The 22,192-nt window shown below is 71.9% G+C and carries 26 protein-coding genes; 16 read left to right on the top strand and 10 right to left on the bottom strand.

The window, feature by feature from the left end; translation table 11 throughout:
* Window positions 1-72: 72 nt before the first annotated feature.
* Entirely contained in the window at window positions 73-951 is an 879-nt protein-coding gene (locus tag ABEG17_RS17145) for a hypothetical protein (RefSeq protein WP_406830692.1), read from the top strand.
* A gap of 1 nt (window position 952) precedes the next feature.
* On the opposite strand, the gene ABEG17_RS17140 is transcribed toward ABEG17_RS17145, so the two are convergent.
* On the bottom strand, window positions 953-3,370 hold the full coding sequence (locus ABEG17_RS17140; protein WP_406830691.1) for a glycoside hydrolase family 31 protein: 2,418 nt from the start codon (window positions 3,368-3,370) through the stop codon (window positions 953-955).
* A 212-nt stretch (window positions 3,371-3,582) separates the two neighbouring features.
* Between ABEG17_RS17140 and ABEG17_RS17135 the strand changes: the two genes are divergently transcribed.
* Entirely contained in the window at window positions 3,583-4,581 is a 999-nt protein-coding gene (locus tag ABEG17_RS17135) for an MEDS domain-containing protein (protein WP_406830690.1), read from the top strand.
* Window positions 4,582-4,665: 84 nt separating this feature from the next.
* On the opposite strand, the gene ABEG17_RS17130 is transcribed toward ABEG17_RS17135, so the two are convergent.
* Complete coding sequence (locus tag ABEG17_RS17130; RefSeq protein WP_406830689.1) at window positions 4,666-5,013, bottom strand: DUF1905 domain-containing protein; 348 nt, start codon at window positions 5,011-5,013, stop codon at window positions 4,666-4,668.
* On the bottom strand, window positions 5,010-5,624 hold the full coding sequence (locus ABEG17_RS17125) for a DUF664 domain-containing protein (protein ID WP_406830688.1): 615 nt from the start codon (window positions 5,622-5,624) through the stop codon (window positions 5,010-5,012). The genes ABEG17_RS17130 and ABEG17_RS17125 overlap by 4 nt, the downstream gene beginning before the upstream one ends.
* A 62-nt stretch (window positions 5,625-5,686) precedes the next feature.
* On the opposite strand from ABEG17_RS17125, the gene ABEG17_RS17120 reads away from it, so the two are divergent.
* Window positions 5,687-6,682, top strand: a complete 996-nt coding sequence (locus ABEG17_RS17120) for a helix-turn-helix transcriptional regulator (protein ID WP_406830687.1) — start codon at window positions 5,687-5,689, stop codon at window positions 6,680-6,682.
* On the opposite strand, the gene ABEG17_RS17115 is transcribed toward ABEG17_RS17120, so the two are convergent.
* The gene (locus ABEG17_RS17115; RefSeq protein WP_406830686.1) at window positions 6,655-8,130 is read right to left on the bottom strand and encodes a carboxylesterase/lipase family protein; all 1,476 of its coding nucleotides are present in this window, start codon (window positions 8,128-8,130) and stop codon (window positions 6,655-6,657) included. The genes ABEG17_RS17120 and ABEG17_RS17115 overlap by 28 nt on opposite strands.
* Window positions 8,131-8,205: 75 nt before the next feature.
* Here ABEG17_RS17115 and ABEG17_RS17110 point away from each other — a divergent pair, with 75 nt between their 5' ends.
* Entirely contained in the window at window positions 8,206-9,147 is a 942-nt protein-coding gene (locus ABEG17_RS17110) for an aminoglycoside phosphotransferase family protein (RefSeq protein ID WP_406830685.1), read from the top strand.
* A gap of 2 nt (window positions 9,148-9,149) precedes the next feature.
* Here ABEG17_RS17110 and ABEG17_RS17105 read toward each other — a convergent pair whose 3' ends face one another.
* From ABEG17_RS17105 to ABEG17_RS17095, 3 genes are all read right to left on the bottom strand, one after another.
* Entirely contained in the window at window positions 9,150-9,425 is a 276-nt protein-coding gene (locus tag ABEG17_RS17105; protein WP_406830684.1) for a hypothetical protein, read from the bottom strand.
* Window positions 9,426-9,547: 122 nt separating this feature from the next.
* Entirely contained in the window at window positions 9,548-10,132 is a 585-nt protein-coding gene (locus ABEG17_RS17100) for a 1-acyl-sn-glycerol-3-phosphate acyltransferase (RefSeq protein ID WP_406830683.1), read from the bottom strand.
* A 119-nt stretch (window positions 10,133-10,251) separates the two neighbouring features.
* Window positions 10,252-10,698 carry an iron chaperone gene (locus ABEG17_RS17095; protein ID WP_406830682.1) on the bottom strand — a complete coding sequence of 149 codons (447 nt, stop codon included), beginning with the start codon at window positions 10,696-10,698 and terminating at the stop codon, window positions 10,252-10,254.
* A gap of 231 nt (window positions 10,699-10,929) precedes the next feature.
* Here ABEG17_RS17095 and ABEG17_RS17090 point away from each other — a divergent pair, with 231 nt between their 5' ends.
* The gene (locus ABEG17_RS17090) at window positions 10,930-12,174 is read left to right on the top strand and encodes a hypothetical protein (protein WP_406830681.1); all 1,245 of its coding nucleotides are present in this window, start codon (window positions 10,930-10,932) and stop codon (window positions 12,172-12,174) included.
* A 4-nt stretch (window positions 12,175-12,178) separates the two neighbouring features.
* Here the strand turns inward: ABEG17_RS17090 and ABEG17_RS17085 are convergent, their stop codons facing one another.
* Together ABEG17_RS17085 and ABEG17_RS17080 are read right to left on the bottom strand one after the other, a co-directional pair.
* The gene (locus ABEG17_RS17085; RefSeq protein ID WP_406830680.1) at window positions 12,179-12,973 is read right to left on the bottom strand and encodes a hypothetical protein; all 795 of its coding nucleotides are present in this window, start codon (window positions 12,971-12,973) and stop codon (window positions 12,179-12,181) included.
* 82 nt (window positions 12,974-13,055) lie between these two features.
* On the bottom strand, window positions 13,056-13,859 hold the full coding sequence (locus ABEG17_RS17080) for a DUF4386 domain-containing protein (RefSeq protein ID WP_406830679.1): 804 nt from the start codon (window positions 13,857-13,859) through the stop codon (window positions 13,056-13,058).
* Window positions 13,860-14,069: 210 nt separating this feature from the next.
* Between ABEG17_RS17080 and ABEG17_RS17075 the strand changes: the two genes are divergently transcribed.
* The 4 genes from ABEG17_RS17075 to ABEG17_RS17060 are packed head-to-tail and all read left to right on the top strand — an operon-like array spanning window position 14,070 to window position 16,766.
* A complete protein-coding gene (locus ABEG17_RS17075; RefSeq protein WP_406830678.1) occupies window positions 14,070-15,350 on the top strand; it encodes an NAD(P)/FAD-dependent oxidoreductase in 1,281 nt (426 codons plus the stop codon).
* Between the two features lie 5 nt (window positions 15,351-15,355).
* Window positions 15,356-15,670: a TusE/DsrC/DsvC family sulfur relay protein gene (locus ABEG17_RS17070; protein WP_406830677.1), complete on the top strand. Its 315-nt coding sequence runs from the start codon at window positions 15,356-15,358 to the stop codon at window positions 15,668-15,670.
* A gap of 20 nt (window positions 15,671-15,690) precedes the next feature.
* Window positions 15,691-16,206, top strand: coding sequence for a DsrE/DsrF/DrsH-like family protein (locus ABEG17_RS17065; protein ID WP_406830676.1), 516 nt, complete (start codon window positions 15,691-15,693; stop codon window positions 16,204-16,206).
* 53 nt (window positions 16,207-16,259) lie between these two features.
* A complete protein-coding gene (locus tag ABEG17_RS17060) occupies window positions 16,260-16,766 on the top strand; it encodes a hypothetical protein (RefSeq protein ID WP_406830675.1) in 507 nt (168 codons plus the stop codon).
* A gap of 54 nt (window positions 16,767-16,820) precedes the next feature.
* Here ABEG17_RS17060 and ABEG17_RS17055 read toward each other — a convergent pair whose 3' ends face one another.
* A complete protein-coding gene (locus ABEG17_RS17055; RefSeq protein ID WP_406830674.1) occupies window positions 16,821-17,798 on the bottom strand; it encodes a class I fructose-bisphosphate aldolase in 978 nt (325 codons plus the stop codon).
* 170 nt (window positions 17,799-17,968) lie between these two features.
* Here ABEG17_RS17055 and ABEG17_RS17050 point away from each other — a divergent pair, with 170 nt between their 5' ends.
* From ABEG17_RS17050 to ABEG17_RS17020, 7 genes are read left to right on the top strand one after another with little or no spacing between them, the layout of a single operon-like run.
* Entirely contained in the window at window positions 17,969-18,187 is a 219-nt protein-coding gene (locus ABEG17_RS17050; RefSeq protein ID WP_406830673.1) for a hypothetical protein, read from the top strand.
* Window positions 18,188-18,189: 2 nt separating this feature from the next.
* Window positions 18,190-18,645: a hypothetical protein gene (locus ABEG17_RS17045; protein ID WP_406830672.1), complete on the top strand. Its 456-nt coding sequence runs from the start codon at window positions 18,190-18,192 to the stop codon at window positions 18,643-18,645.
* Window positions 18,646-18,683: 38 nt separating this feature from the next.
* Window positions 18,684-19,562: a hypothetical protein gene (locus ABEG17_RS17040; RefSeq protein WP_406830671.1), complete on the top strand. Its 879-nt coding sequence runs from the start codon at window positions 18,684-18,686 to the stop codon at window positions 19,560-19,562.
* A complete protein-coding gene (locus ABEG17_RS17035) occupies window positions 19,549-20,943 on the top strand; it encodes a V-type ATPase 116kDa subunit family protein (protein WP_406830670.1) in 1,395 nt (464 codons plus the stop codon). Before ABEG17_RS17040 ends, ABEG17_RS17035 begins: the two co-directional genes overlap by 14 nt.
* A complete protein-coding gene (locus tag ABEG17_RS17030) occupies window positions 20,943-21,389 on the top strand; it encodes an ATP synthase subunit C (protein WP_406830669.1) in 447 nt (148 codons plus the stop codon). Before ABEG17_RS17035 ends, ABEG17_RS17030 begins: the two co-directional genes overlap by 1 nt.
* Window positions 21,386-21,631: a V-type ATP synthase subunit F gene (locus ABEG17_RS17025; protein WP_406830668.1), complete on the top strand. Its 246-nt coding sequence runs from the start codon at window positions 21,386-21,388 to the stop codon at window positions 21,629-21,631. Before ABEG17_RS17030 ends, ABEG17_RS17025 begins: the two co-directional genes overlap by 4 nt.
* Window positions 21,628-22,164: a hypothetical protein gene (locus tag ABEG17_RS17020; protein WP_406830667.1), complete on the top strand. Its 537-nt coding sequence runs from the start codon at window positions 21,628-21,630 to the stop codon at window positions 22,162-22,164. The genes ABEG17_RS17025 and ABEG17_RS17020 overlap by 4 nt, the downstream gene beginning before the upstream one ends.
* Window positions 22,165-22,192 lie beyond the last annotated feature (28 nt).

The raw sequence follows: 22,192 nt of genomic DNA, 5'->3' as shown, positions 1-22,192 counted from the left end.
ACCGGGACATCCTGCGTCGGCGACCCTCACCTCGGCTGGCGCCGGACCTCGGACCGGCGGGAGGATGGCCCGGTGGTCGACCTCTCTGGAAGGCGACGCCCCGTCTCCGGCGCCATGAGGGTCGTGTGGGCCGTGGTGGCCTTCACGGCGGCGGGCGTCCTGGGCCTGCTGCTGGTCCTCCCCCGGACCCGGCCGCTGCGGCCCCGGCGGGTGCTGGCCTGCGACATGTGCCAGCGACGGCACCAGCGCCTGCTCGCCGCCATGGTGGTCCTGGCGTTGCTCTCGGTCGTCGGGTTCGGGCTGCGCGTGTCGCAGAAGGCACGCAGCCTGCCCGCCTGCGTGGCCCCGATCTCCATCTCCGAGGGGCGAACGGTCGCCGACCCCGTCGTCCCGGCACGGGCCGGCCTCCGGTCCAGCCTGCGGTCGGCCCTCACCGCTCCGGTGAGCGGCCTGGCCCTGGGGTTCGCCGAGCTCAAGGGACGTGGGCTCTGCAGCGTGGGCGACCCCCAGATCACCCTGGCGTTCATCCCGGCCGCCAAGAACCTGCCGGGGAGCATGGTCGGCGAGGTCTTCCTCGCTTCTCCCACACCGAGGGTCAACCCGGTCCGGGCCAGGCTGCTGGCCCAGCACGAGTCGCGGCACGTCGACCAGTGGGCGCTCTTCACGGTCGTCGGCGGGATCGGCCTGCTTCCCCTGGCCTATCTCGTGGACAGCTCGCTCTACCCGGGCTCGGAGAACCACTTCGAGCAGTCGGCGGGGCTGTATGCCGGTGGCTACCCACCGGTCCCCCGTCCTCCGGTGGGACCGCGCGGGTGGGCCATCGCACTGTGGGTCGGGGTGGTGCTGGTCGTCGGCCGTCGACGGATCCGCTGGGCCGTGCGCACCACGGTGCGGCGGCGCAGCACCCATGCAGAGGGACGCTGCGCCGTCCACACGCCCGGGTGGACCTGACTCAGACCTCGAAGGTCACGGCGAAACCCTCGCCACCCACGGGCAGCACCGCGACACCGTCCTCGACCGCCATGGTCGTGCCGTCGAGGTCGACCCCCGTCGGGGCGCAGCCGTGGACCACGAGGTGGAACGCCTCCCGGCGGAACTGCGGGTAGCCGTCCCCCTCGACCTCGGCGTGAAGGCGCACCGAGGCGCCCTCGCGGGTCAGGGTGAACGTCGTGCGCCACGCCGCACCGTCGACCGACGTCGTGGTGAGGCCGTCGTCCTCGACGAGCCGGGACACGTGCTCACCGTCATCCCCGGGCACGAAGACGTGGAGCTCGATCGACTCGGGGTGGTAGCCGTCGGTCGATGCGGGCGCCTCCACCCACATGGGGACGACCGCTCCCCCACGTGCGTAGATCGGGATGCGGTCCATCGGCGTCGGTGCGACGACGAACGCGCGGCCTCGGTGCACGTCATCGGAATGCCAGTCGTACCAGTCACCCGCGGGCAGGTAGACCTGCCGGGACGTCGTTCCCGGCGCCGTCACCGGGGCGACGAGCAGGTCGGTGCCGAACAGGTACTGGTCGTCGAGGTCACGGACGGTGCCGTCGTACTGGTGGTCGAAGACCATCGGTCGCTGCACCGGCTCACCGGTGACGGAGGCGCGGACGAAGGCGCTGTAGATGTAGGGCATGAGGCGGTAGCGCAGGCGGATCGCCTCGCGGACGATGTCCTGGACGACCGGGCCGAACGCCCAGGCGTACTGGTCGACGTTGCCGATCATGGAGTGGTTGCGGCAGAAGGGGGTCAGCACGCCGTACTGCATCCACCGCGTGAACAGCTCGGGGTCGGAGCTCCCCGCGAACCCGCCGACGTCGGCGCCGACGAAGGCCTGGCCGGAGACCCCGAAGCCCGACCCCATGGCGATGCTCAGCCACAGGTGGTCCCAGCGCGAGAGGTTGTCACCCATCCAGTTGGCGGCGTAGCGCTGGATGCCGGCGAAGCCGGCACGCGACAGGATGAAGGTGCGCAGCTCGGGCATCGCCTGCTGCAGGCCCTCCGTGGTGCCCATCGCCATGAGCAGCGCGTACTGGTTGTGGTAGCGGTCGTGGGAGTGCTCTCCCCTGCCGAAGCGCATGTCCTTCGCGGCGATGCTGCCGGTCGCCGGCTCGTTCATGTCGTTCCAGATCCCGGCGAGGCCGGACTGCACGTGCTTGGCGTTGAGCTCGCCCCACCAGGCTCGCGCCTCCTCGGTGACGAAGTCGGGGAACGCCGTGTTGCCCGGCCAGACCTGCCCGATGTAGGTGTCACCGCCCTCGGTGCGGCAGAAGAGGTCTCGTTCCAGGCCATCGTCGAAGACCGCGTAGCCCGGATCCCACTTCACCCCGGGGTCGATGATCGTGATGACCTTGAAGCCCTGGTCGGACAGCCGCTCGAGCATCCCCGGCGCATCGGGGAACTTCTCGGTGTCCCAGGTGAAGACGCGGTAACCATCCATGTAGTCGATGTCCAACCACATTGCGTCGCAGGGGATCTGGTCGTCACGGTGGCGCTGGGCAAGAGCCTCGACGGCGTCCTGGGTGTAGTCGAACCAGCGGCACTGGTGGTAGCCCAGGGACCACAGCGGCGGCAGCTGCGTGCGCCCGGTGAGCCCGGTGTAGGCCGTGAGGATCGCCGGCATGTCGGGCCCCGCGAAGATGTACTCGGTGTACTGGCCGCCGCGGAACGTCATGCGGTACTCGTCGTGGCCAGAGAACTCGTACTCGCCGCGGTATCCGTTGTCCATGAACGACCCTGCCATCGTGCCGGCCGGGTAGCTCTGGTGGTAGAAGAACGGGATGGTGACGTAGAAGGGGTCGAACTCGACGCTGGTGCGGTCGCCGCGCGGGTCTCCCGGGTCCTTCCCCGCCGTGAACTCCCCGACCGCGTCGGGGCTGAGGACGTCGGTGTTCCACATCGTGAAGTCACGGCCCTTGCGGTTGTGTCGCCCCGACTTCTCCCCCAGGCCGAAGACCGCGTCCTCCTGACGGCACCGGCGCCGGATCGTGAAGGTGTCGTTGAGGGTCGCGTAGGCCCAGTAGCGTCCCCGGTCGTCCTGGGCCGTCTCCACGACCGGGGTGCCGTCGGTGCGGTGGACGTCGAGCCGGAAGGGGTTGAGCCACAACGAGACCACCATCGCGGCGGTGGTGATCCTCACCCGCTCGTCGTCGCGGTCCACGGTGAACTCGACGGGTGCGGCCAGCGGGTCGACGCAGACCGCGAACGTCGGCGCCTCGTCGAACGTGCCGCCACGACTCATCTTCACCCGCACGACGTCCGCACTGACGAGGTCGAGGCGCAGCTGCTCGCGCTCCACCTGGGCGACCAGACCTCGCTCGGTCGTCGTCACCTCCCGGACCTCTTCGAAACGGATGAAGTGGTCGGTCTGCAGCACGATGAGGACCTCTCGGGGGATCGGGACCGGGGGTGGCGGGGGACGTGTGACCCACGCCCCGGATGACGCCGCAACAGTCTGGTCCGGCCCGGCGCGGACGTCCACCTGGCCGCCGTGAGACAACTCGTGAAAATCCTGCCTCGACCTGCGGATCCGGGCGTACAGTGCATCTCGTGCTACCCCGAACGGTGGCCGCTCCCCACGATCACGCGGTGTTGTTCTACGACCACGAGTCCGAGATCGTCTCGGCGGTGGCCGCGTACGTGCACGAGGGGCTGCAGGCCGGTGACACGGTCCTGCTCGTCACGACCGAAGGTCACCACCAGGCCGTCATCGAGTCCCTGCAGGACCGAGGGGTCGACGTCCTCGGGGCGCGCGCCGCTGGACGGCTGGACCTGCGCGACGCCCGGACGATGCTGGACAGCCTCCGCACGGGTGGGCAGCTCGACCTCGAGGCGTTCGAGGCGGCGATCGGCGCCGTGATCGCGGCTGCGACAGCCGTGGGGACCCACCTGCGGATCTATGGCGAGATGGTCGGCCTGCTCTGGGAGGAGGGCGCTGTCTCGGACGCAGTCGCCCTCGAGGGTGCGTGGAACGGCGTCCTGGCGGGGCTGGAGGCGAGCCTCCTGTGCGCCTACCCCACCGCGCTGCTCGCCCCGACCGGGCTGTCGGGGGTCCGGGAGACCTGCCTGCTGCACTCCGAGGTCCTCGCCCCCACGGCCTACCGCTCACCGGGGCCGGTCACCGACACCCTGAAGCCGGACAGGGAGACGGACGGGGCGCCGGACGGGGAGACGGACGAAGGGTCGGACGAGTCGCCGGTGACGGAGGCGGCCACGGCCCAGCGCACGGAGGTGTTCGTCCCCACCACCACCGCGGTGACAGCGGCCCGTCGCTTCGTCGGCGCCACCCTGGAGCACTGGGGCCTGGACCACCTCGTGCCCGATGCGCTGCTGCTGGTCTCGGAGATGGCCACGAACGCCGTCCTGCACGCCGGGTCGCCCTTCCGGGTGTTCATCCACCGCTCCCCCGGCGTCCTGCACCTGTCGGTGCGCGACGCCCAGCGGGGCTGGTTCGAGCAGGGCACCCCGAGCGCCGTCGAGGTGAACGGGCGTGGTGTCAGCATCGTCGAGGCCCTCGCCGACCGGTGGGGCTGCGACGCGGTCTCGGACGGGAAGGTCGTCTGGGCCGAGCTGCCGACCGAGGCGTGACCGACGCACTCGAACGCGAGCGGTATGGGGCGTGCGCCCCCGCCAGCGGTGCGACGTGGACAGGTCGGACTGTTTGGGACGAGGTCAGACGTCGACGGTCAACCGCACGCTCACGAGGTCACCGACGTCGATCTGCTCGGCACGCAGGACGGCGAACTTCAGCGGCACGGCATACTCCCCGTCCTTGGGGAACAACGACGTCGTCCACGTCGTCCGCCCGATCCGGGCCCGCACCGGGATCATCCCCCACCCGTAGGTCACCTGCGGGGCGAGCGACGCCAGGGCGCGGCACTCCTCGTCCGGGACGGTGACGAAGTGCCATGGCGAAGGACCTCGCCAGAACCACACGTCACCCCTGAACTCGAGCTCCAGCCCGCCGGCATGGGGACCGTCCGCCCCGGCTGCCGGGGAACGGCCGCCGCGACGGCTCACGGACGCCAGTCGTCAGGGGGGTCCTCGCCCACCAGGCCGTCGACCGCCTCACGGAGCAGGTCGGTGTGGCCGGTGTGGCGGCCGTACTCCTCGACGAGGTCGAAGACGAGTCGCCGCAGGCTCGCATGCTGCCCGTCGGGCGCGGTCACCCACGCCTCCTGGTCCAGCCCGCCCTCGGCGACGGCAGCAGCGAGCGTCGCGCGGGAGCGGGCCACCGCACCGTCCCACAGGGCGTAGAGCTCCTCGGGCGGGTCCTGGGCCGCCGACGTGAAGTGCCACTTCTCGCTGCCGTCGTTCGCCATCTCTGTCCACGGGGAACCCATCGGCTCACCCTTGAACTTCGTGGAGAACATGTGGTCCTCGCAGGCCGCAAGATGCTTCAGCAGCCCACCGAGGGTGAGGGACGAGGCCCCGATGCGGGTGTCCAGACCCGCGGCGTCCAAGCCACCCGCCTTCCACCGGAAGGTCGTGCGGAGCCGGTCGAGGGCTCCCGTGAGGTGCTCGACCTCGCTGCCGGCGAGCGGGGGCTCCCAGCTCGGTGGCACCCAGGGGTGTGCCGGCCCCTCGCCGTCTCCCGCCATCGGGACCTGCGCGCTCTCCTCGGTCGTCATGACGAGCAGGCTAGGCGCGGTTCCGGACGGATCGCTTCCGCATGGTGTGCGAATCTGGACCGGTGGACACCACGAACCCCACCGCCCGCGCGCTGCTATGCCTCGAGCTGCTGCACGACTCCCCCGGCATCACCGCCGAGCGGCTCGGCACCAGGCTCGGAGTCACCTCGCGGGCGGCGCGGCGCTACGTCGGCATCCTGCGGGAGGCCGGCATCCCGGTCGAGTCCACCCGTGGCCCGTACGGCGGCTACCGCGTGGGCCGCGGGCTGCGCCTGCCGCCGCTGACCTTCACGTCCACCGAGGCGCTCGGCCTCGTCATGGCGGTGCTGGACGGTCACCACGACGCCGGCAACGCCGCTGACCCCGTCGGCAGCGCCTTGGCCAAGATCGTCCGGGCCCTCCCCGAATCCGTTGCGGCACAAGCAGATGCTGTACGGCGCACGGCTGCGTCAGCGCCTGACCGCGCGGCCGCGCGGCCCGACCCGTCCACCGCCGCAACACTGGTGAACGCCAGCGCGGAGCACCGGCGCGTCCGGGTCACCTACCACTCGGAGTCAGGCAACACCTGGGAGGTGGACGTCGACCCCTGGGCCGTGGTGGTGAGGCACGGCCGGTGGTACCTGCTCTGCCTGACCCGCCCCACGACGGAGGATGCCGCCGTGCGCACCTACCGGGTCGACCGGGTGTCGAGCACCACGGTGCTCGAGGCGACCTTCACCCCGCCGCCAGACCTCGACCCGGTCACGCTCCTGGAGCACCACCTCGCCACCGGGTGGGAGTATGCCGCCGAGGTCGTCATCGAGGCATCCCTGGACCACGTCGCCCACTGGCTCCCCAGGGCGCTGGGTCGGCTCGAGGCGGTGGACGACCACACCACCCGTCTGGTGGGGAGCACCAGCAACCCGTGGTGGTACGCCGAACAGCTCGCCGTCCTTCGCACGCCCTTCCACATCGTCGGCTGCACCGAGCTCCAGGAGGTCGCCCGCACCGTCGGGCACCAGCTGCTCGCGGCGGGCACGCCGCAGACCGGTCAGCCCCAGAGCGCCAGCTCGTCCTGACGTGGCCACCCCGCCACCTGCGACGGGGCACCGAAGGCCATGACGACCGGCTCGTCGGGCGCCCACGCAGGCCAACCCGGGTCACCGCTCCTGGCGAAGTCGACCCAGGCCCGGTGCATCTCCTCGGCCAGCGCCTGCGGAGCGGAGGTTCCTGCCATCAGGGCGTCCTCCCCGAGGGTGTCGAAGACGAACGGCAGCTCGAGGGCGTGGCAGGCACCGAGGTCGGCCGTCGGTGTCTGCCACCCGAACTCGTAGACGTGGACGGAGCTCCCCGCCCCTCGCTGCGCGGTCGCGAGCTGGGCCGACGGGGCCCGGAAGCCGGCGTCCGTGAGGACCGCAGCGGCGACGTCGCCGGCAGGGGCAGCGGGCCGGTTCGCGGCATACGTCTCCACGGCACCGGCGGGCCAGCCGTAACGCTGGGCGAGGAACGGCAGCGCCGGCTCGGTGATCGACGCGGCGACGCCGGTCGGCACCAGGAACAGCCGCATCTCCTCGGCCGTCGTGCCGATGAGCAACGGCACCCCGGCAGCCGAGCCGGCGGCGATCCGGGCAGCCGGGACGTCGGGCACGAGGTCCCCGTCGACGACGGGAAAGAGGCTCATGATCCCCAACCCGCCACGCAGGACCGACGCGCCCCACCGCTGCGGGTCGGGATCGGACTGGACGGCCAGCGACAGGGCGCCCTGGGCTGCGGCCACCGCCGCCGGGTCGAGCGCGGCGAACGCTTCCGCCGTGGCGGGGACCCCGAGGATCGTCGCCAGCTCGACACCCACGCGACGGGCGTCCTCCAGCGAACAGACCGCCGCCCCGCTGCCCGACTGGATGATGGCGCGCTGGAACAGGCCTGCGGCCGCGGGCGACGACATCAGGGTGGCGACGCTCATCCCCCCGGCGGACTCACCGAAGATGGTCACGTCGGCCGGGTTGCCCCCGAAGCCCGCGACGTTGTCGCGCACCCACTCCAACGCCGCCACCTGGTCGCGCAGCCCGAGGTTCGTGGGAGCTCCTTCGAGAACCGCGAACCCCGGCGCACCGAGGCGGTAGTTGATCGAGACGAGGACGACGCCGTCGCGTGCGAAGGCCGAACCGTCATACGTGTCAAGGCGGTTCGCACCACGAACAAAGGCGCCTCCGTGGATCCAGACCATGACGGGCAGATCACCCCCGCCGTCGGACGGTGCCCAGACGCTGACGTTGAGGTAGTCGTCGCCCGGGGCGACCGAGCTCGGCAGGAACTGGTCCATCGGGCTCGGATAGGCGGTCTGGGCGGCGGCAGGTCCGTGGACGCTGCCGTCGCGCTCCCCCTCCCAGGGCACGACCGGCTGAGGCAACCGGTAGCGGTCGGCCCCGACGGCGGGTGCGGCATACGGAAGTCCGAGGAAGGCGTCGACACCGTCGCGGCTGGTGCCGCGGACGAGTCCACCGGTGACGTTCACGACGGGAGGCATCTGTCCATCCAACCAGCCGGTGCACCGGGCAGCACCGGGAAGGCAGCGGCGCGTGGCCATCACTACCCTGACGCGGTGACCCACCACCCCGTCCCGGACCCCGTCATCGCGGGAGCCCTCGCGGAGGCACGCCGTCGGCAGCAGCTCTCCGAGCGCGACCTCACGCCGGCGGTGACCCACTTCGCGGCGACCGTCGGGTGGGTGTGCGACGCGTGGGAGCTAAGCCCGCGCGGGTGGTTCGACGGTGGGGCGGCCATGCCGACGCTCGACGTCGTGCGAGCGGACGGGATGCCCGGGGTCCTCAAGATCGCCCTGCCGGGAGAGCTCGATGACGCCGCCCGGGTCATGATCGCCGCCGAGGGCCGTGGGTATGCGCGCGTCATGGCCTGGGACGACCGCGCCGGCGCCCTGGTGTCCGAGCGACTCGGGACCGACCTGTGGACCGAGCAGACGGGGGTGGTGCCACAGGGCACTGTCGTGGCGCCACTGTTGAGGGACGCCTGGGCCGTGCCCCTGACGAGCGGCAGACCGTTCGAGGGCAAGGCTTCCGGGCTCGTCTCCATCCTCGCCGACCTCGGTCCCCGGTATGCCGCCGGCCACGAGGGCGCGTTGCGCCTCGCGACGACCTACGCCCGAGCACTCGCCGCAACCGAACGCCCCGAGGTCGTCTGTCACGGCGACCCGCACGCCGGCAACGTCCTGCGTCGTGGCAGCGGCTGGGCCCTGATCGACCCCGACGGGTTCGTCGGCGAGCGGGCCTACGACCTCGGGGTGGTGCTGCGCGATGCCTGTCGCGAGATCGCGGCGGCGGAGCAGACGCAGACCGGGTCGGGCGTCGACGTGCTCTGCCAAGGATGCCGACACCTGTCGACGCTGACCGGCGTCGACGAGGATCGCGTGTGGCAGTGGGGTTTCGTCGAACGCGTCACGACCGGGCTGTACCTCGCCTGGCACGGGTACGCGTCCGAGGCCACGACGTTCCTCGACACCGCGTCACTGGTCGCCCACCACTGCTGAGCTCAGCCCTCGTGGTCGTGGGCGTACTCGACGTCGTACCGCGGGCCGAGCTCGAGCTGGAGGTCACGCGACAACCGTCTCCCCGCGACGACCCAGGACGCGTACGAGTCCTTCTCAGGCACGCTGAACGTCCGGTCGTGCAGCTGCTCCCAACGCCGCGCCCACGCGAGCAGGTCTGCGGTCAGGCGGGGCGAGAGCGGCAGGGTCTCGAGGTCGACCATGCCCTGCTTCGTCCAGACCGGGTCGGCATTCCAGTCGGCCATGACTCTGAGCTCCATGCGCCAGACCCTGACACGACGCCACCCGTCGGCGTCGCGGGTCCGGCGGACCTTTGCCATCTCCATGACGACAGCCGACCACCACCAGACACGGAACTGGCGCGACGCCGGCTCGTGCCGCCTCAGCCTGCGGTGGGGCCGTCCGCGGCACCGCGTTCCTCGCGCAGTCGTGGCTCGGTGCGCCGCTCGGGGTGTATGCCCCTTTTGTCACGGTAGAAGTCGCGGACCTGGTCCATCACCTGGACGACGTCGGGGCCGGCGACGATGGTCGGGCCGAATCCTGCTGTGCGCGAAGGGCCGTCGATGAAGGCCAGGGCGATCGGGAGCTTCGCGGCCCGGGCGATGCGCCAGAAGCCGGACTTCCAGTACTCCCCCTTGGTCCGGGTGCCCTCCGCGGCCAGGATCAGGAGGAAGGGCTCGCCCCTCCTGGCCTCGCTCATGAGCTCGCGGACCACCGCGCCGGGGTTGTCGCGGTCGAGGGACACTCCCCCGAGCCGCGTCAGCAGCCACCCCAGCGGTCCCTTGAAGAGCGAGTGCTTGATGAGGACCCGTGGGGTGACCCCGCCCCTCCACATGATGAGCAGCATCATGACGAAGTCCCAGTTGGAGGTGTGGGGGGCGCCCACGACCACCCCGGTGCGGGGCACGTCACCGACTGCGGTCCACCGTGCGAGCCGCAGCACCAGCCTGGCCAGCCGACTCCTCATGTCCAGTCCTCTCGTGGGGCACCTGCCCCGAGGGGATCAACCTACGGTGCCCTCGGCAACCTCGCCGACCGCCACGACGGGATGTGGGCCGGCGGCTGCCCCACGTCCGGTGGTCGCCCTCAGGAGACTGCCGCCCTCACGAGCTCCACCACGCGCTTCTCCACCTGGGGGCTCCACCTCAGCAACGCGAAGGATGCCGGCCACATGTCGCCGTCGTCGAGGTGGGCCGCGTCCTGGAACCCCAGCGTCGAGTAGCGGTAGTTGAACTTGCCGGAGTCCTGGAAGAACAGCACGACCTTGCCGTCCTCGTCGGCCCAGGCGGGCATGCCGTACCAGGTCTTCGGCGACAGCTGCGGTGCCGTCGACGAGACCGCGACGTGCACGCGCTCGGCGAGGGCCCGGTCGGCCGGCGCCATGGCCGCGACCTTGTCGAGCAGGTCCTGGAGCCCGTCGGCCTTCTTCGCGCCCTTCTTGCCCTCCGCCCGCAGCTCGGCGGCCCGCTCCTTCATCGCGGCCCGCTCCTGCTCGGTGAATCCGTCGGACGTGGCGGCAGTCTTGACAGTCATCTCATGGTCCCCTCTCGCGTCGTGGTCACCGCGGGCATGGTGCCCGGCGGCTCCGGGTGCTCCCGTGCTTCCTGCTCGTGTGCTCCCTGCTCCTGGAAGGCTAGGCGTCCCCCGATCGGACCCGCTTCTCGATTCCTGACCGGATCGTGCGCCGAGTCGGCGCCCTGCCCTCGGGACCTGCCTCAGCCGTCCCTCAGCCCGTCCTCAGCCGACCCGTCGCACAGTGGCTGCATGACCGGCGTCAGGACGACGCCACGCGTCGACCACGTCCCGATCGTCGACCTCCGTTGGCGCCACAGCAGGGTGCGGGGACGCCTCGCACCCACCGTCGTGGTGCTCTGGGCAGTGGCCTGGTTCGTCGCGCTCGGCGTTCACGGTGGGGGGTCCTGGCACTTCTTCCACACCGGTGGTCAGGTCCTGTCCGACCTCGACGACGGGTCCCGAGCCGGGCTGCACGTCTACGCGGAGCACCCGTTGCTCCAGATCGGCCCGCTGGCCCTTGCCGCGGCGTGGGCCCTGGGATGGATCTCCCAGGGGCACGGGCTCGGGGCCGCCGAGAGCGCGGGCGCGCTCATGGGTGTCGTGGTGGTCCTCCTGGTCCGACGGATCGCCCGGCGGGGCGAACCCCTCGCCGACGCGGCTCGCCGGCGAGAGCGCGACCTGACCCTGCTTGCGGGGGTCATCTGCTTCGTGCCGGTGTGGATGTATGCCGCCGTCAGCTCGACCCACCTCGACGACGTCATGGCCCTGACGTCGGGGGTGGTGGCGCTCGCCCTGGTGAGGTCAGGGCGAGCGGTGTGGGCCGGCGCGGCCCTGGCCATCGCGGTCGACTCGAAGCCGTGGGCCCTGCCCCTGGTCGTCGTGCTGCTCGCCCTGCCGTCGATGCGCGCCAGGCTCCTGGGCTTCGCCACCACCGCTGCGGGTGTGGCCCTGGCCTGGTTGCCGTTCTTCCTGGCCGACCCCCAGACCGTGCGGGCGCTGCGCTACACGATCCCCACCACCGCCTTGTCGGGTTTGCACTTCTTCGGGGTCACCGCCGCGCGGACGCCACCGTGGGACCGTCCCCTGCAGACGCTGGTGGGCGCCGCGTTGGCCGGGGCAGCGGTGTGGCGTGGTCGCACGGCCGGTGTCCTGCTGCTCGTGCTGGCCAGCCGCCTGGCCCTGGACCCCGGCACCAACCGCTACTACACCGCCGGCCTGGCAGCCGGCGCACTCCTCTGGGACGTCGCGGGCAGTCGTCACCGCTGGCCGTGGTGGAGCGCCACCGTCGTGCTGTTCCTCCACGTCGCCCGCTGGTTTCACGCGCTCGACCCGCTGCACGGGCCTGCCCTCGTGGTCTTCGCCGTGGCCGCGTCGGTGGCGGTGCTGGGCGGCGAACGGGTCCGGGCGTGGGGGCAGGTATTGCGTCACCGGACCGGGACGGTCCTGCTCCCGAGGTGGACCCTGCGCGGCAGGGCGCCGACGGGCCGGGCCTGAGCGCTCAGCCGTGGGACCCGGACGGGCTGCTGGACAGGACCACGCACGCACCCAGGGCCAGGACCAGGGCCACTACGGCCGGCACCACCCACCCAGCGCGGACCGTGTCACCCAGCACCCAGACCCCCACCACGGCGGGCACGGCCACCTCGACCACCCAGAGGATCGCCGTCGCCGGGCCCACGGCACCGTGCTCGAGCGCACCGGTGTAGCCGATCATGCCCAGCGCCCCGTACCCCAGCACCGCCCACGCCAGGGGCTCGTGCAGCAAGGTCCCCCAGCTGCCCGACGTATGGGCTGCCCGGGCACACAGGGCGGCACCGGAGAAGGCCAGGCCTCCCAGCACCGCCAGCTCGACCGAGCGTGCGCGACGTGAGGCGACCACCGTGGCCACAGCGAGGATGCCGAGCCCGACCAGGACGGTCAGCTCGAAGGGACGCGGAGGTCCCTGCGCCGACAGCGGTCCCGCGCTGGCGGCCAGCACGACGAGCGCGACCGTGATGACCCCTGACGCCACCCAGTCCCGGACACGCAGGCGGGCGTGCAGGACGATGCGGGCGAGGACGACCGTCACGGCGAGCGAGCCGGCCAGCAGCGCCTGCACCGCGAACAACGGCAGGGCACGCAGTGCCAGGAGGGAGGCGAGCCAGGCGACCCCGTCGCACACCAGACCCGCGACGTAGGTGGGTTGCCGGACCACCATGACCCCTCTCGCCCGCGAGGTGCCGATGCTCTGGAGCACCGACCCCGCGCCATACCCGAAGGTGCCGAGCAGCGCGGCCAGCAGGGCCAGGCTCACCGGCGGGCCCGAGGACTGAGCGAGGCCGAGGACATGCGCTGAACCCTACGCGTGCACCGGCAGACGGGAGCCCGCTGGATCGTCAGGGCGCGTCGCGCCGAGCCGTCGAGCTGACCCTGCCGGGGTCGGGACCGCCTCCGGGGTCAGGGACACGGCCGCGATGGCGCCCCAGCCGGTAGAGGTTCCAGCCGACGGCGCCCATCCAGACGGGCAGCAGGATCCCGTAGATCCCGTAGAAGCCCTCGAAGACCATGCGCAGCACCTCTGCCGCGATGCCGAGCCCGCCGGTGACGATGCCCAGCAAGGCGACGAAGCGCGGGAACACCCCGTGCAGCATCGCCAGCGACACGATCAGCATCCCTGCGGCGGTCAGCGGACCCACCACCGACGTGGTGCGGTTCTGGGCGACCAGCGTCTCAGCGGCGGTGGCGAGGGCGAGCCGCCGGGACGGGTCGGCGGCGCTCGCGTACTGGTCGCTGAGGTAGACCAGCGCGGGGGCGCCCGTGGTCGTCGTGGGGATCGCCAGGGTCACCGCCCAGGCCACGGCACCGACCGCGGATCCCAACAGCGCCAGGCTCATGCTCACGCCCCTCAGTGCCGGGTACAGCGCCACGTAGGTGACCATCGCGAAGACGCCGGGGACGAGCCAGAGCTGCTGCTGGACGACGTATGGCGTCCGGTGGGCGGCGATGTACCGCAACGTGGCTGCGCCGCCGTCGGCCGGCGGCGCCGGGTTGACGACGAAGAGCACCACGGCCGCCAGGAGCATCCCCACGAAGACGAACGCCGAGACACCACCGATGCGGTAGAGCAGGGACCACTCGCGTCCGGGCACCCTTGTCCTCGAAGGCTCCAGGCCCTCCCCGACGTTCGTGGCCATGACCATGCGACACACCATCCCCGGGTCGTGACGAGAGCCCAACGAGGCTCTCGACCTCCTTCGAGCCTCGCTGTCGGGAACCACGACGGACACGGCCGAAGGTCCTCGTCCGCCTGCGGTCCGCGCCATGCCGCCGGGACGTTGTGCCCTGTGGGCGGCCGGCCCTGGCTCCTAGCGTCGGAAGGGAGAGGACGACGACAGGTGGGAGCGGGTCGCATGAGAAAGCTGCTGGTGCTCGGTGGGGGCACGGCCGGGACCATGGTCGTGAACAAGCTGCGGCGCCGACTGCCCTCCTCGGACTGGGAGATCACCATCGTCGACCGGGACGACGAACACCGCTACCAGCCCGGCTACCTGTTCCTCCCCTTCGGGACCTACACCGCCGACCAGGTCGTCCGGAAGCGGCACGTCTTCATCCCGGACGGAGTCGAGCTCGTCCTCGGCGAGATCGACCGGGTCGACGCCGAGACGAACACCGTTCTCCTCGAGGGCGGTCGGAGCCTGACCTACGACTACCTGGTGATCGCCAGCGGCACGACGCCGAGACCCGGCCAGACCCCCGGGATGCTCGGCGAGCAGTGGCGCAGGACGGTCTTCGACTTCTACTCCTTCGAAGGGGCCACTGCGCTCGCGGAGGCGCTGCGGTCCTTCGACCACGGACGGCTGGTGGTCCACATCACCGAGATGCCGATCAAGTGCCCGGTCGCACCGCTGGAGTTCGCGTTCCTGGCCGATGCGTGGCTGAGGGAACGCGGCATCCGCGACCGGGTCGAGCTCGTCTACGTGACTCCCCTCTCGGGTGCGTTCACCCAGCCCATCGCCTCCGCGCAGCTCGGGGAGATGCTCGAGGAGCGCAAGATCCTCGTCGAGGCCGACTTCATGGTCGAGCGGGTGGACAACGAGCACAGGGCGCTCGTGTCCTACGACGAGCGGTCGGTGCCCTTCGACCTGCTCGTGACGATCCCGCTCAACATGGGTGCCGACTTCGTCGCCAGGTCAGGGCTGGGCGACGAGCTCAACTACGTGCCCGTGGACCGGCGGACCCTGCGTTCGACCAAGCACGACAACGTCTTCGCCGTGGGCGACGCCTCCAACATCCCGGCCTCGAAGGCCGGCTCCGTGGCGCACTTCTCGGTCGAGATCTTCGTCGCCAACTTCCTGCAGCTCATCCGCGGCCTGCCGATGACCGGTGCGTTCGACGGCCACGCCAACTGCTTCGTCGAGTCCGGTGACGGCAAGGGCCTGCTCATCGACTTCAACTACGACACCCAGCCGCTGCCCGGTCGCTACCCGTTGCCCCTGGTCGGTCCGCTGAGCCTGCTCAAGGAGACCCGCGCGAACCACCTGGGCAAGCTGGCGTTCCGCTGGATCTACTGGAACGTCCTGCTTCCCGGCCGACCGATCCCACTGCCGGCACTGATGTCCATGGCGGGCAAGGTCGTCCCCGCCGACAGCCACGCCGCCGGTGCTCCCGGCGCGACGACCGAACAGGAGTGAGCACGATGCCCGTCACGACCATCGACAGCCGTCAGGTGCACGTCAACGAGGAAGGCTTCCTCACCGACCCCACGGAGTGGGACGAGGCGCTCGGCAGCGCGCTGGCCACGCAGATCGGTATCCAGCTCGGAGACGACCATTGGAAGGCGATCCGCTTCCTGCGCAAGGACTTCGACGCCAACGGCGAGACCCCGACGCTGCGCCGCGTGACCGTCGCGGGCGGCATACCGACCAAGCAGCTGTTCCAGCTCTTCCCACAGAAGCCGGCCAAGAAGATGGCCTACATCGCCGGGCTGCCCAAGCCGCACGGCTGCGTCTGACCAACCCCAAGGGACCACTCATGACCACCACCGACGCCGCACCCGCCATCATCCCCAGCTTCGACACGCCCTCCGGCGAGGGGCGCAAGCTGGCCATCATCTGCTCCAAGGGCAGCCTCGACATGGCCTACCCGGGGCTCATCCTGGCCAACGCGGCTCTCGGTGAGGGCGTCGAGACCCACATGTTCTTCACGTTCTGGGGCTTCGACATCATCAACAAGCAGACGATGGCCGACCTCAAGTTCACCCCGCTGGGCAACACGGCGACGCACATGCCACAAGGCCTGGGCGGTATCCCCGGTATCACGCACATGGCCACGTCCAAGCTGAAGAAGTCGATCGCCGACCTCGACGTGCCCGAGGTGCCGGACTTCCTCGAGCAGATCGTCGCCTCCGGTGGACACCTCTGGGCCTGTCGCATGTCGGCCGACATGAACCACCTCACGGAGGACGACCTCTACGACGAGGTCGAGGCAATCATCAGTGCGAGCGACTTCATCGAGAAGACCGAGGGCGCCCAGCTCCTCTTCATCTGACCAGGACCCACGACCGGCCACCGCCGCGTGGCCCTGACGAAAGAAGAGCTCGCATGACCCAGGACGCCGAGACCTCCGGCTACCAGATCGAGACCGTCACGCTGCACGAACAATCTGTCCTGGCGGTGCACGGCACCGTGCAGGAGTCCGAGGTCGGCCAGTTCGTCGGCCAGGCCTTCGAACGCGTGGCCAAGGTGGCCAGCGGGGACGGCATGCACATCTGCGGAGCCCCGTTCGCACGCATCCATCCCGCTCCCCACGGTGCGCTCGAGATCGAGGCCGGCTTCCCCGTGACCGGCGTCGGGCTCGGACAGGGCGACGTCCAGGCGGACCACCTGCCCGGCGGTCAGGCCCTGCGCACCCTGCACCGTGGCAGCTACGCCCAGGCCCAGCTGGCGCACGAGGCCCTCAACACGTACGCCAGCGAGCACGCCATGACCCCCGTGGGGGACGCCTGGGAGGTCTACCTCGACGGTCCTGAGGTCGCCCAGCCCCGCACGCTGGTGGTGCTGCCCACCCGCCCTCCGGGCGATGCCGCAGCCGCTGCCACGGCGGACTGACGCAGCCGCACTGAAGCAACCGCTGCGACGGCGGACCGACCAGGCGGCCCCCGCTCAACCGCGCGTCGTGGTGAGGTGCGGTGCGGGCGGCCGGTGCGTCGCAGCCGGGTGCGCCGTCGTCGTCAGGTGGATGTCCATGACGTTGCCGAGCAGGTGCACCGCTTCGTCGTGCGGCCGCTGGAAGGAGTTGCGCCCCATGATCGTGCCGAACCCGCCACCCAGGGCGGTCTGCCGGTTCTCCTCCAGGACCGCAGCAGTCTCCTTGGCGGCACCTCCGGAGAAGATGACGATGCGGTGCCCGTCGAAGGCCGACTGCACGACGTGGCGCACCCGGTCCGCGAGCGTGCCCAGCGGGACCCCCGCCTGCACGAGGGCCGAGCGGGCCGCGGCCGACTCGATGACCTCCGTGGGTGGCTTCACCTTGACGATGTGCGCCCCGAGCTGGCAGGCGAGGTGGGCGGCGTAGGCGACGACGTCCACGGCGGTCCGCCCACCCTCGGACACACCGCTGCCCCGCGGGTAGGACCACAGCACCAGCGGCAGGCCGGCGGCCTCCGCGTCGCGGGCCAGGGCTCTGGCCTGCTCGTACATCTCGTTGCGGTGCGCCGAGCCCGGATAGATGGTGAAACCAACTGCAGCACAGCGCAGGGCGAGCGCCTCCTCGACCCCGGCAACGAGTGCGGGCTGGGGGTCGGCGCCGACGTAGAGACCGTCCGCACCGTTGCACTTGAGGATGAGCGGCAGGCTCTCCGCATAGGTGGGTGCCACGAGTCGAGCGGCTCCCAGCGGGAGGGCGTGGGCGCTGCACCCCGCGTCGAGCGCCAGTCGGGCGTGGTACCTGGGGTCGTACCCGGCCGGGTTGGCCGCAAAGCTGCGACCAGGGCCGTGCTCGACACCCTGGTCGACCGGGAGCACGACCAGCTTGCCCGACCCGCCGGTCCTGCCCTGCATGAGGATCCGGCGCAGGTGGGCCAGCGTGCCCTTGGTGTCGGAGGGGTACCAGGACAGGATCTCGTCGACGCGTGCGGACATGTTGGCTCCCCGGTCTGGTTGGGCGTCGCTTCGTCGGGTCCAGCATCCGGCTGCGGCAGGTCCAGCGGTGAGGGCCGTTGGTCCCTGTCCGCCAGGTCCACGCGGCGTCACGCTCGAGGTGCACCGAGAATCCACCGTGCGGCTTGACCCGAAGGACAGGAGGACTGGACATGTCCGACATCGAGCGCGAACGCATGCGCAAGGAGGCCGCCGACGACGTCACCTCCCGGCCACCGGGTGAGGGTGACTCGCGACTGCAGGCCGCACTCCGGCGCTACCTGGGCACCTCGCTGTTCACGATGAGGCAGCGCAACGGCTCGCAGAGCCCCCCTGCCCCCACCCCGCCGCGGCCGACCCCGCCGAGACGCGCCGACGACCAGCGGCACTAGCCGTGGCGGCGCCACGGGTGCGTGACCTGCTCCTGAGGTTCCGCCCCTCCGGGTCACCGGGGAGGGCAGGTCCGGCAGGGGTTCCGGTCGACCTGCCGCAGCGCCTGTCGGCCGAGCTCGAACCGCTCTTCGCACTGCTCGCCACCACCGAGGACGAGTGCGCGGCGATCGTCGAGGACGGACGGCGACGGGCTGCGCTGGTCCAGCGGACGCACGCGGAACGCGCGGCGGCCGTCCGAGCCGGGATGCGAGAACGCGCCGAGGCCGAACGTGCCGCCTCGGGTGCCTCATCCCACGCGTCGGCAACCGCCGCCGGAGCTGACCTCGACAAGGAGGTCGACGCCCTCGTCGGCGCCCTTCGGTCCCGGGCCCAGAGCCTCGTGCCTGCCTACGTCGCCCGCGTCACGGCCGCGGTGGACCGGCTCTGCTCGCAGCCGCCGGACGGGGGCGGCCCGTGAGGCCTGGCTGGGTCGCCGCCAGCGTGCGCGCCCGGGCGATGACGCAGCGCCGCCTCGGCCGGCGCGGCGCAGCTGCGCTCGCCACCAGCACCTCCCTGGAGGAGGGGCTGGTCGCCCTCAGGCAGACGGCATACGGGCGCATGGTCCACCCGGGACAGGACCTCGCCGAGGCACAGCGGGCCGTCACTGCCGCCTGGCTGTGGAACGTCCGCGTCCTCGCCGGGTGGAGCCCGCGTCAGGGCGTGGTGCTCCTGCGCCCCTTGGTCGCCCCGCTCGAGGTCGCCAACACCCTCGACCACCTGCAGCGACTCCAGGGCCACGCGGTGCCACCTCCCCACCAGCTGGGAGGGCTGGCGACCGCCTGGCCGCGCCTCGCCCGGACGACCAGCGCGGCCGACCTCCGGACGGTCCTCGCCTCCTCGGCGTGGGGTGATCCCGGCGAAACCGCGCCGCGGGCCGTCGGCCTGTACCTGCGCGCCGTGCTCGCCGAGCAGGTCGTGTCGCTCGTGCCGACGGCCGGCTCCTGGGCCGCCGGGGCGCTGGCCCTGACGCTGGCAGGGCTGCTGGACCAGGACGGTGGGTCCACCCTCCCTCTCGCGGTGCCGGCCGCCCGGGTCCTCGGTCGGGGCGCGTTGCAGGCACGGACCCTGGCGGCGCTGCGCGAGGCGCTCCCGAGCGATGCGAGGTGGGCGCTCGCCGACGTCGACGACCTGGCCGACCTGTGGCGGGCCGAGTCGCGGTGGTGGACCCGGGTGGAGCAGGACGCAGCGGCGCTGGTGCACCACGCCGGCTCGGGTCGAGAACCGGTCGTGGGTGCCGTGGCCCTCCTGGCCGTCGACGCGTGGCGCGTCCGCGCGGCCCTCGAACGTGCCGCCGACGGCGGCCGGGTCATGGAGGCCTTCGATGCGGTGGCGTGAGGCCCTGAACCCGGTGGTGATGCAGCGCGTCGCGCTGCTCGGGCCCCGGGCCGACCTGCGCCCCCTGCTGGTCGAGGTCGCCGCCTCCGGGACGGTGCAGCTCGACGCGCCACCACTGCAGGGGCCCGACACCGCCGCCGGGCTGCGGCTGCTGCGCCTGGGTCGTCCGTCCGGGCTCACGCCCGCCCTCACCCTGCTCCCGCCCGACCTCGACGACTGCGAACGCAGGGGACGTCTCGACCTCCTCTCCGGGGAGGCGCAGGTGCAGGCCGCGACCGGGGCGGCGCTCACCCGGGGACAGGTCGCCGCGCTCGTCGGGTGGATGCCTTCCGCGGAGCTGCCCACCCTCGCAGACCGTCTGTCCGCCCACGGCGGGGCGCTCGTGCCGCTGCCTCGCCCAGCGGGGTCCCAACCACCCACGTTGCTCGCGACGACCGGCACCGGCAGCGACCTCGCTCCCCTCGTGGACACGTATGCGACCACGCCCTACTCCGACGTGAACCCCACCCTGCTGGCCGCCCTGGCCTACGTCGTGATGTTCGGGATGATGTTCGCCGACGCCGGGCAGGGGCTGCTCCTGGTCATCGCGGCCCTGGTCGTGAGGAGCGACCGCTTGCCCCGGCTGCACCAGCTGCGCCGCGTCTGGCTGTTCCTGCTGGGGGCGGGCGTGATGAGCACGGTGTTCGGGGTGGCCTTCGGTGAGTTCTTCGGCCCGACCGGCGTCCTGCCCGCCCTGTGGCTCGAACCGCTGGAGCAGCCGGTGGAGCTGCTGGTGTCGGGGGTGGCGGTCGGGGCCGTGCTCCTGGCCGGCGCCTACGCCCTGGGGACCGTCAACCGCTTCCGTGAGGGCGGATGGCGCCGCGCGGTGTATGCGCCGTCGGGGCTGGCCGGGGCAGCCCTCTTCCTCGGACTCGCCCTCCTCGCCGGGGGTGTCGGTGGCGACGTCACCGCGCTGGTGGTGGGCGGGGCCGTCGTTGCCACCGCAGGTCTGGCGGCGGCATACGCAGGTCTGCTCGTGGCCGCGGGCGGCGGTGCCGGCGGTGCGGCGCAGGCGGCCGTGGAGCTCATCGACCTGGTGGTGCGCCTGGGTTCCAACGTGGTGTCCTTCGCCCGGCTCGCCGCGTTCGGCCTGACCCACGCGGCGCTCGGCGCGGTCGTGTGGTCGGCCACCGCGGCCCTGTGGCACGACGGCGGACTCGCCATCGCAGCGGCGGTCCTGGTCTTCCTGGTGGGCAACGCCGTGACCTTCACGCTGGAAGGGCTGGTGGCCGCCATCCAGGCGCTGCGCCTGGAGTACTACGAGCTGTTCTCGCGCGTCTTCGACACCGAAGGGGTCCCCTTCCGCCCGTGGCACGTCCCGCTCACCACCGAGGAGATCTGATGATCGTCTGGCTGCTCGTGCCCCCCGCGCTGTTCGCCGTGGTCCTGCTCCTGCGCTCGGCCCGCTCCCGGCCACGCCGCGCCCTCGGCTGGTTGATCGCCCTGAACGCGGCCCTGGTGGCCGGCGCCACCGCCGTCCTGGTGCTGGCCGTGGGGGCGGGTCCGACGAACGCCGCGACCGTCGACCCCGTCGCCGCGGCAACGGCCGCAACGGCCGCAACGGCAACGGGCGCCCCCAACGGTGCCGCCCTGATCGGTGCCGCGGTGGCGGTGGCCGGCTCGTCCATCGGGGCAGCCATCGCGGTGGCCTACACCGGCTCCGCGGCCCTCGCAGCGATCAGCGAGAGACCCGAGCTGTTCGGGCGGGCCATGGTCATCGTCGGCCTCGCCGAGGGCATCGCGATCTACGGCCTGATCATCTCGGTCATCCTCGTGGGCATGGCATGAGCCCCCGGCAAGATCGTGGCGGGGACGCGGTGGTCGCCGTCGTCGGCGACCCCGACCACGTCGCCGGGTTCGGCCTGGCAGGAGCGCAGGTCGTGTCGGCCCGCACCGAGTCCGAGGCGTTGCGGGCCTGGACCGGTCTCGCCGACGCCGCGCTCGTGATCCTCACGCCGGCCACCGCGAGCTGGCTCAGCGGGCAGCGTCGCGAGCCCGGCGCCCCCATCACGGTGGTGCTCCCCGAGTGACCACCGTGATGCCCGGCACCACAGCCCCGAGTGCGCATCCGCTCCCGGGGCTGGGTCCGCTGCAGGAGTCCCTCATCGCTGCTGCGCGACAGCAGGCGGCACAGCTCGTCTCCGACGCCCGGACCAGGGGTGAGGCGGAGGTCGCCCACGCCGAGGAGTGGCTCGACGAACAGCTGGCGGGTGCCCGCGAGCGCGGCCGGGAGGACGGCGCGCAGCTCGCCGAGGTGGAGGTCGCCGCGACGCGCCGTCAAGCGCACACCCGCCTGCTGGGCGCACGCAGGGAGGTCTACGACGACCTCGTGCACCGGTCGCAGGACGCGGTCCGTCGACTCCTCGTGGACCCCTCCCGGCGTCGCGGGCTGGAGGCCCGGCTCAGGTCCGTCCTGGGTCCCGGCGCGGTCGTGACCGACACGGCGGACGGCGGCCTGCGGGCCGAGGACGAGACCGGCGCCTCGGTCGACGCCTCCGTGCAGACCCTCGTGGCGCAGGCCCTCGACGAGCTCGACCTGGAGGACCTGTGGACCCCACGGTGACCCGGGCCGGGACAGGAACACGGACAGG

The sequence above is a fragment of the Pedococcus sp. KACC 23699 genome, from assembly GCF_045348425.1.
Taxonomy (GTDB): domain Bacteria; phylum Actinomycetota; class Actinomycetes; order Actinomycetales; family Dermatophilaceae; genus Pedococcus.
This window is presented reverse-complemented; position numbering and strand designations above follow the sequence as displayed.

Coding starts and splice junctions, on each gene's coding strand:
- ABEG17_RS17025 (WP_406830668.1), top strand. CDS start 21,386: ATGAGCCCCCGGCAAGATCGTGGCGGGGACGCGGTGGTCGCCGTCGTC.
- ABEG17_RS17115 (WP_406830686.1), bottom strand. CDS start 8,130: ATGCCTCCCGTCGTGAACGTCACCGGTGGACTCGTCCGCGGCACCAGC.
- ABEG17_RS17030 (WP_406830669.1), top strand. CDS start 20,943: ATGATCGTCTGGCTGCTCGTGCCCCCCGCGCTGTTCGCCGTGGTCCTG.
- ABEG17_RS17070 (WP_406830677.1), top strand. CDS start 15,356: ATGCCCGTCACGACCATCGACAGCCGTCAGGTGCACGTCAACGAGGAA.
- ABEG17_RS17090 (WP_406830681.1), top strand. CDS start 10,930: ATGACCGGCGTCAGGACGACGCCACGCGTCGACCACGTCCCGATCGTC.
- ABEG17_RS17065 (WP_406830676.1), top strand. CDS start 15,691: ATGACCACCACCGACGCCGCACCCGCCATCATCCCCAGCTTCGACACG.
- ABEG17_RS17100 (WP_406830683.1), bottom strand. CDS start 10,132: ATGAGGAGTCGGCTGGCCAGGCTGGTGCTGCGGCTCGCACGGTGGACC.
- ABEG17_RS17040 (WP_406830671.1), top strand. CDS start 18,684: ATGACGCAGCGCCGCCTCGGCCGGCGCGGCGCAGCTGCGCTCGCCACC.
- ABEG17_RS17125 (WP_406830688.1), bottom strand. CDS start 5,624: ATGACGACCGAGGAGAGCGCGCAGGTCCCGATGGCGGGAGACGGCGAG.
- ABEG17_RS17095 (WP_406830682.1), bottom strand. CDS start 10,698: ATGACTGTCAAGACTGCCGCCACGTCCGACGGATTCACCGAGCAGGAG.
- ABEG17_RS17050 (WP_406830673.1), top strand. CDS start 17,969: ATGTCCGACATCGAGCGCGAACGCATGCGCAAGGAGGCCGCCGACGAC.
- ABEG17_RS17060 (WP_406830675.1), top strand. CDS start 16,260: ATGACCCAGGACGCCGAGACCTCCGGCTACCAGATCGAGACCGTCACG.
- ABEG17_RS17075 (WP_406830678.1), top strand. CDS start 14,070: ATGAGAAAGCTGCTGGTGCTCGGTGGGGGCACGGCCGGGACCATGGTC.
- ABEG17_RS17080 (WP_406830679.1), bottom strand. CDS start 13,859: ATGGTCATGGCCACGAACGTCGGGGAGGGCCTGGAGCCTTCGAGGACA.
- ABEG17_RS17055 (WP_406830674.1), bottom strand. CDS start 17,798: ATGTCCGCACGCGTCGACGAGATCCTGTCCTGGTACCCCTCCGACACC.
- ABEG17_RS17035 (WP_406830670.1), top strand. CDS start 19,549: ATGCGGTGGCGTGAGGCCCTGAACCCGGTGGTGATGCAGCGCGTCGCG.
- ABEG17_RS17105 (WP_406830684.1), bottom strand. CDS start 9,425: ATGGAGCTCAGAGTCATGGCCGACTGGAATGCCGACCCGGTCTGGACG.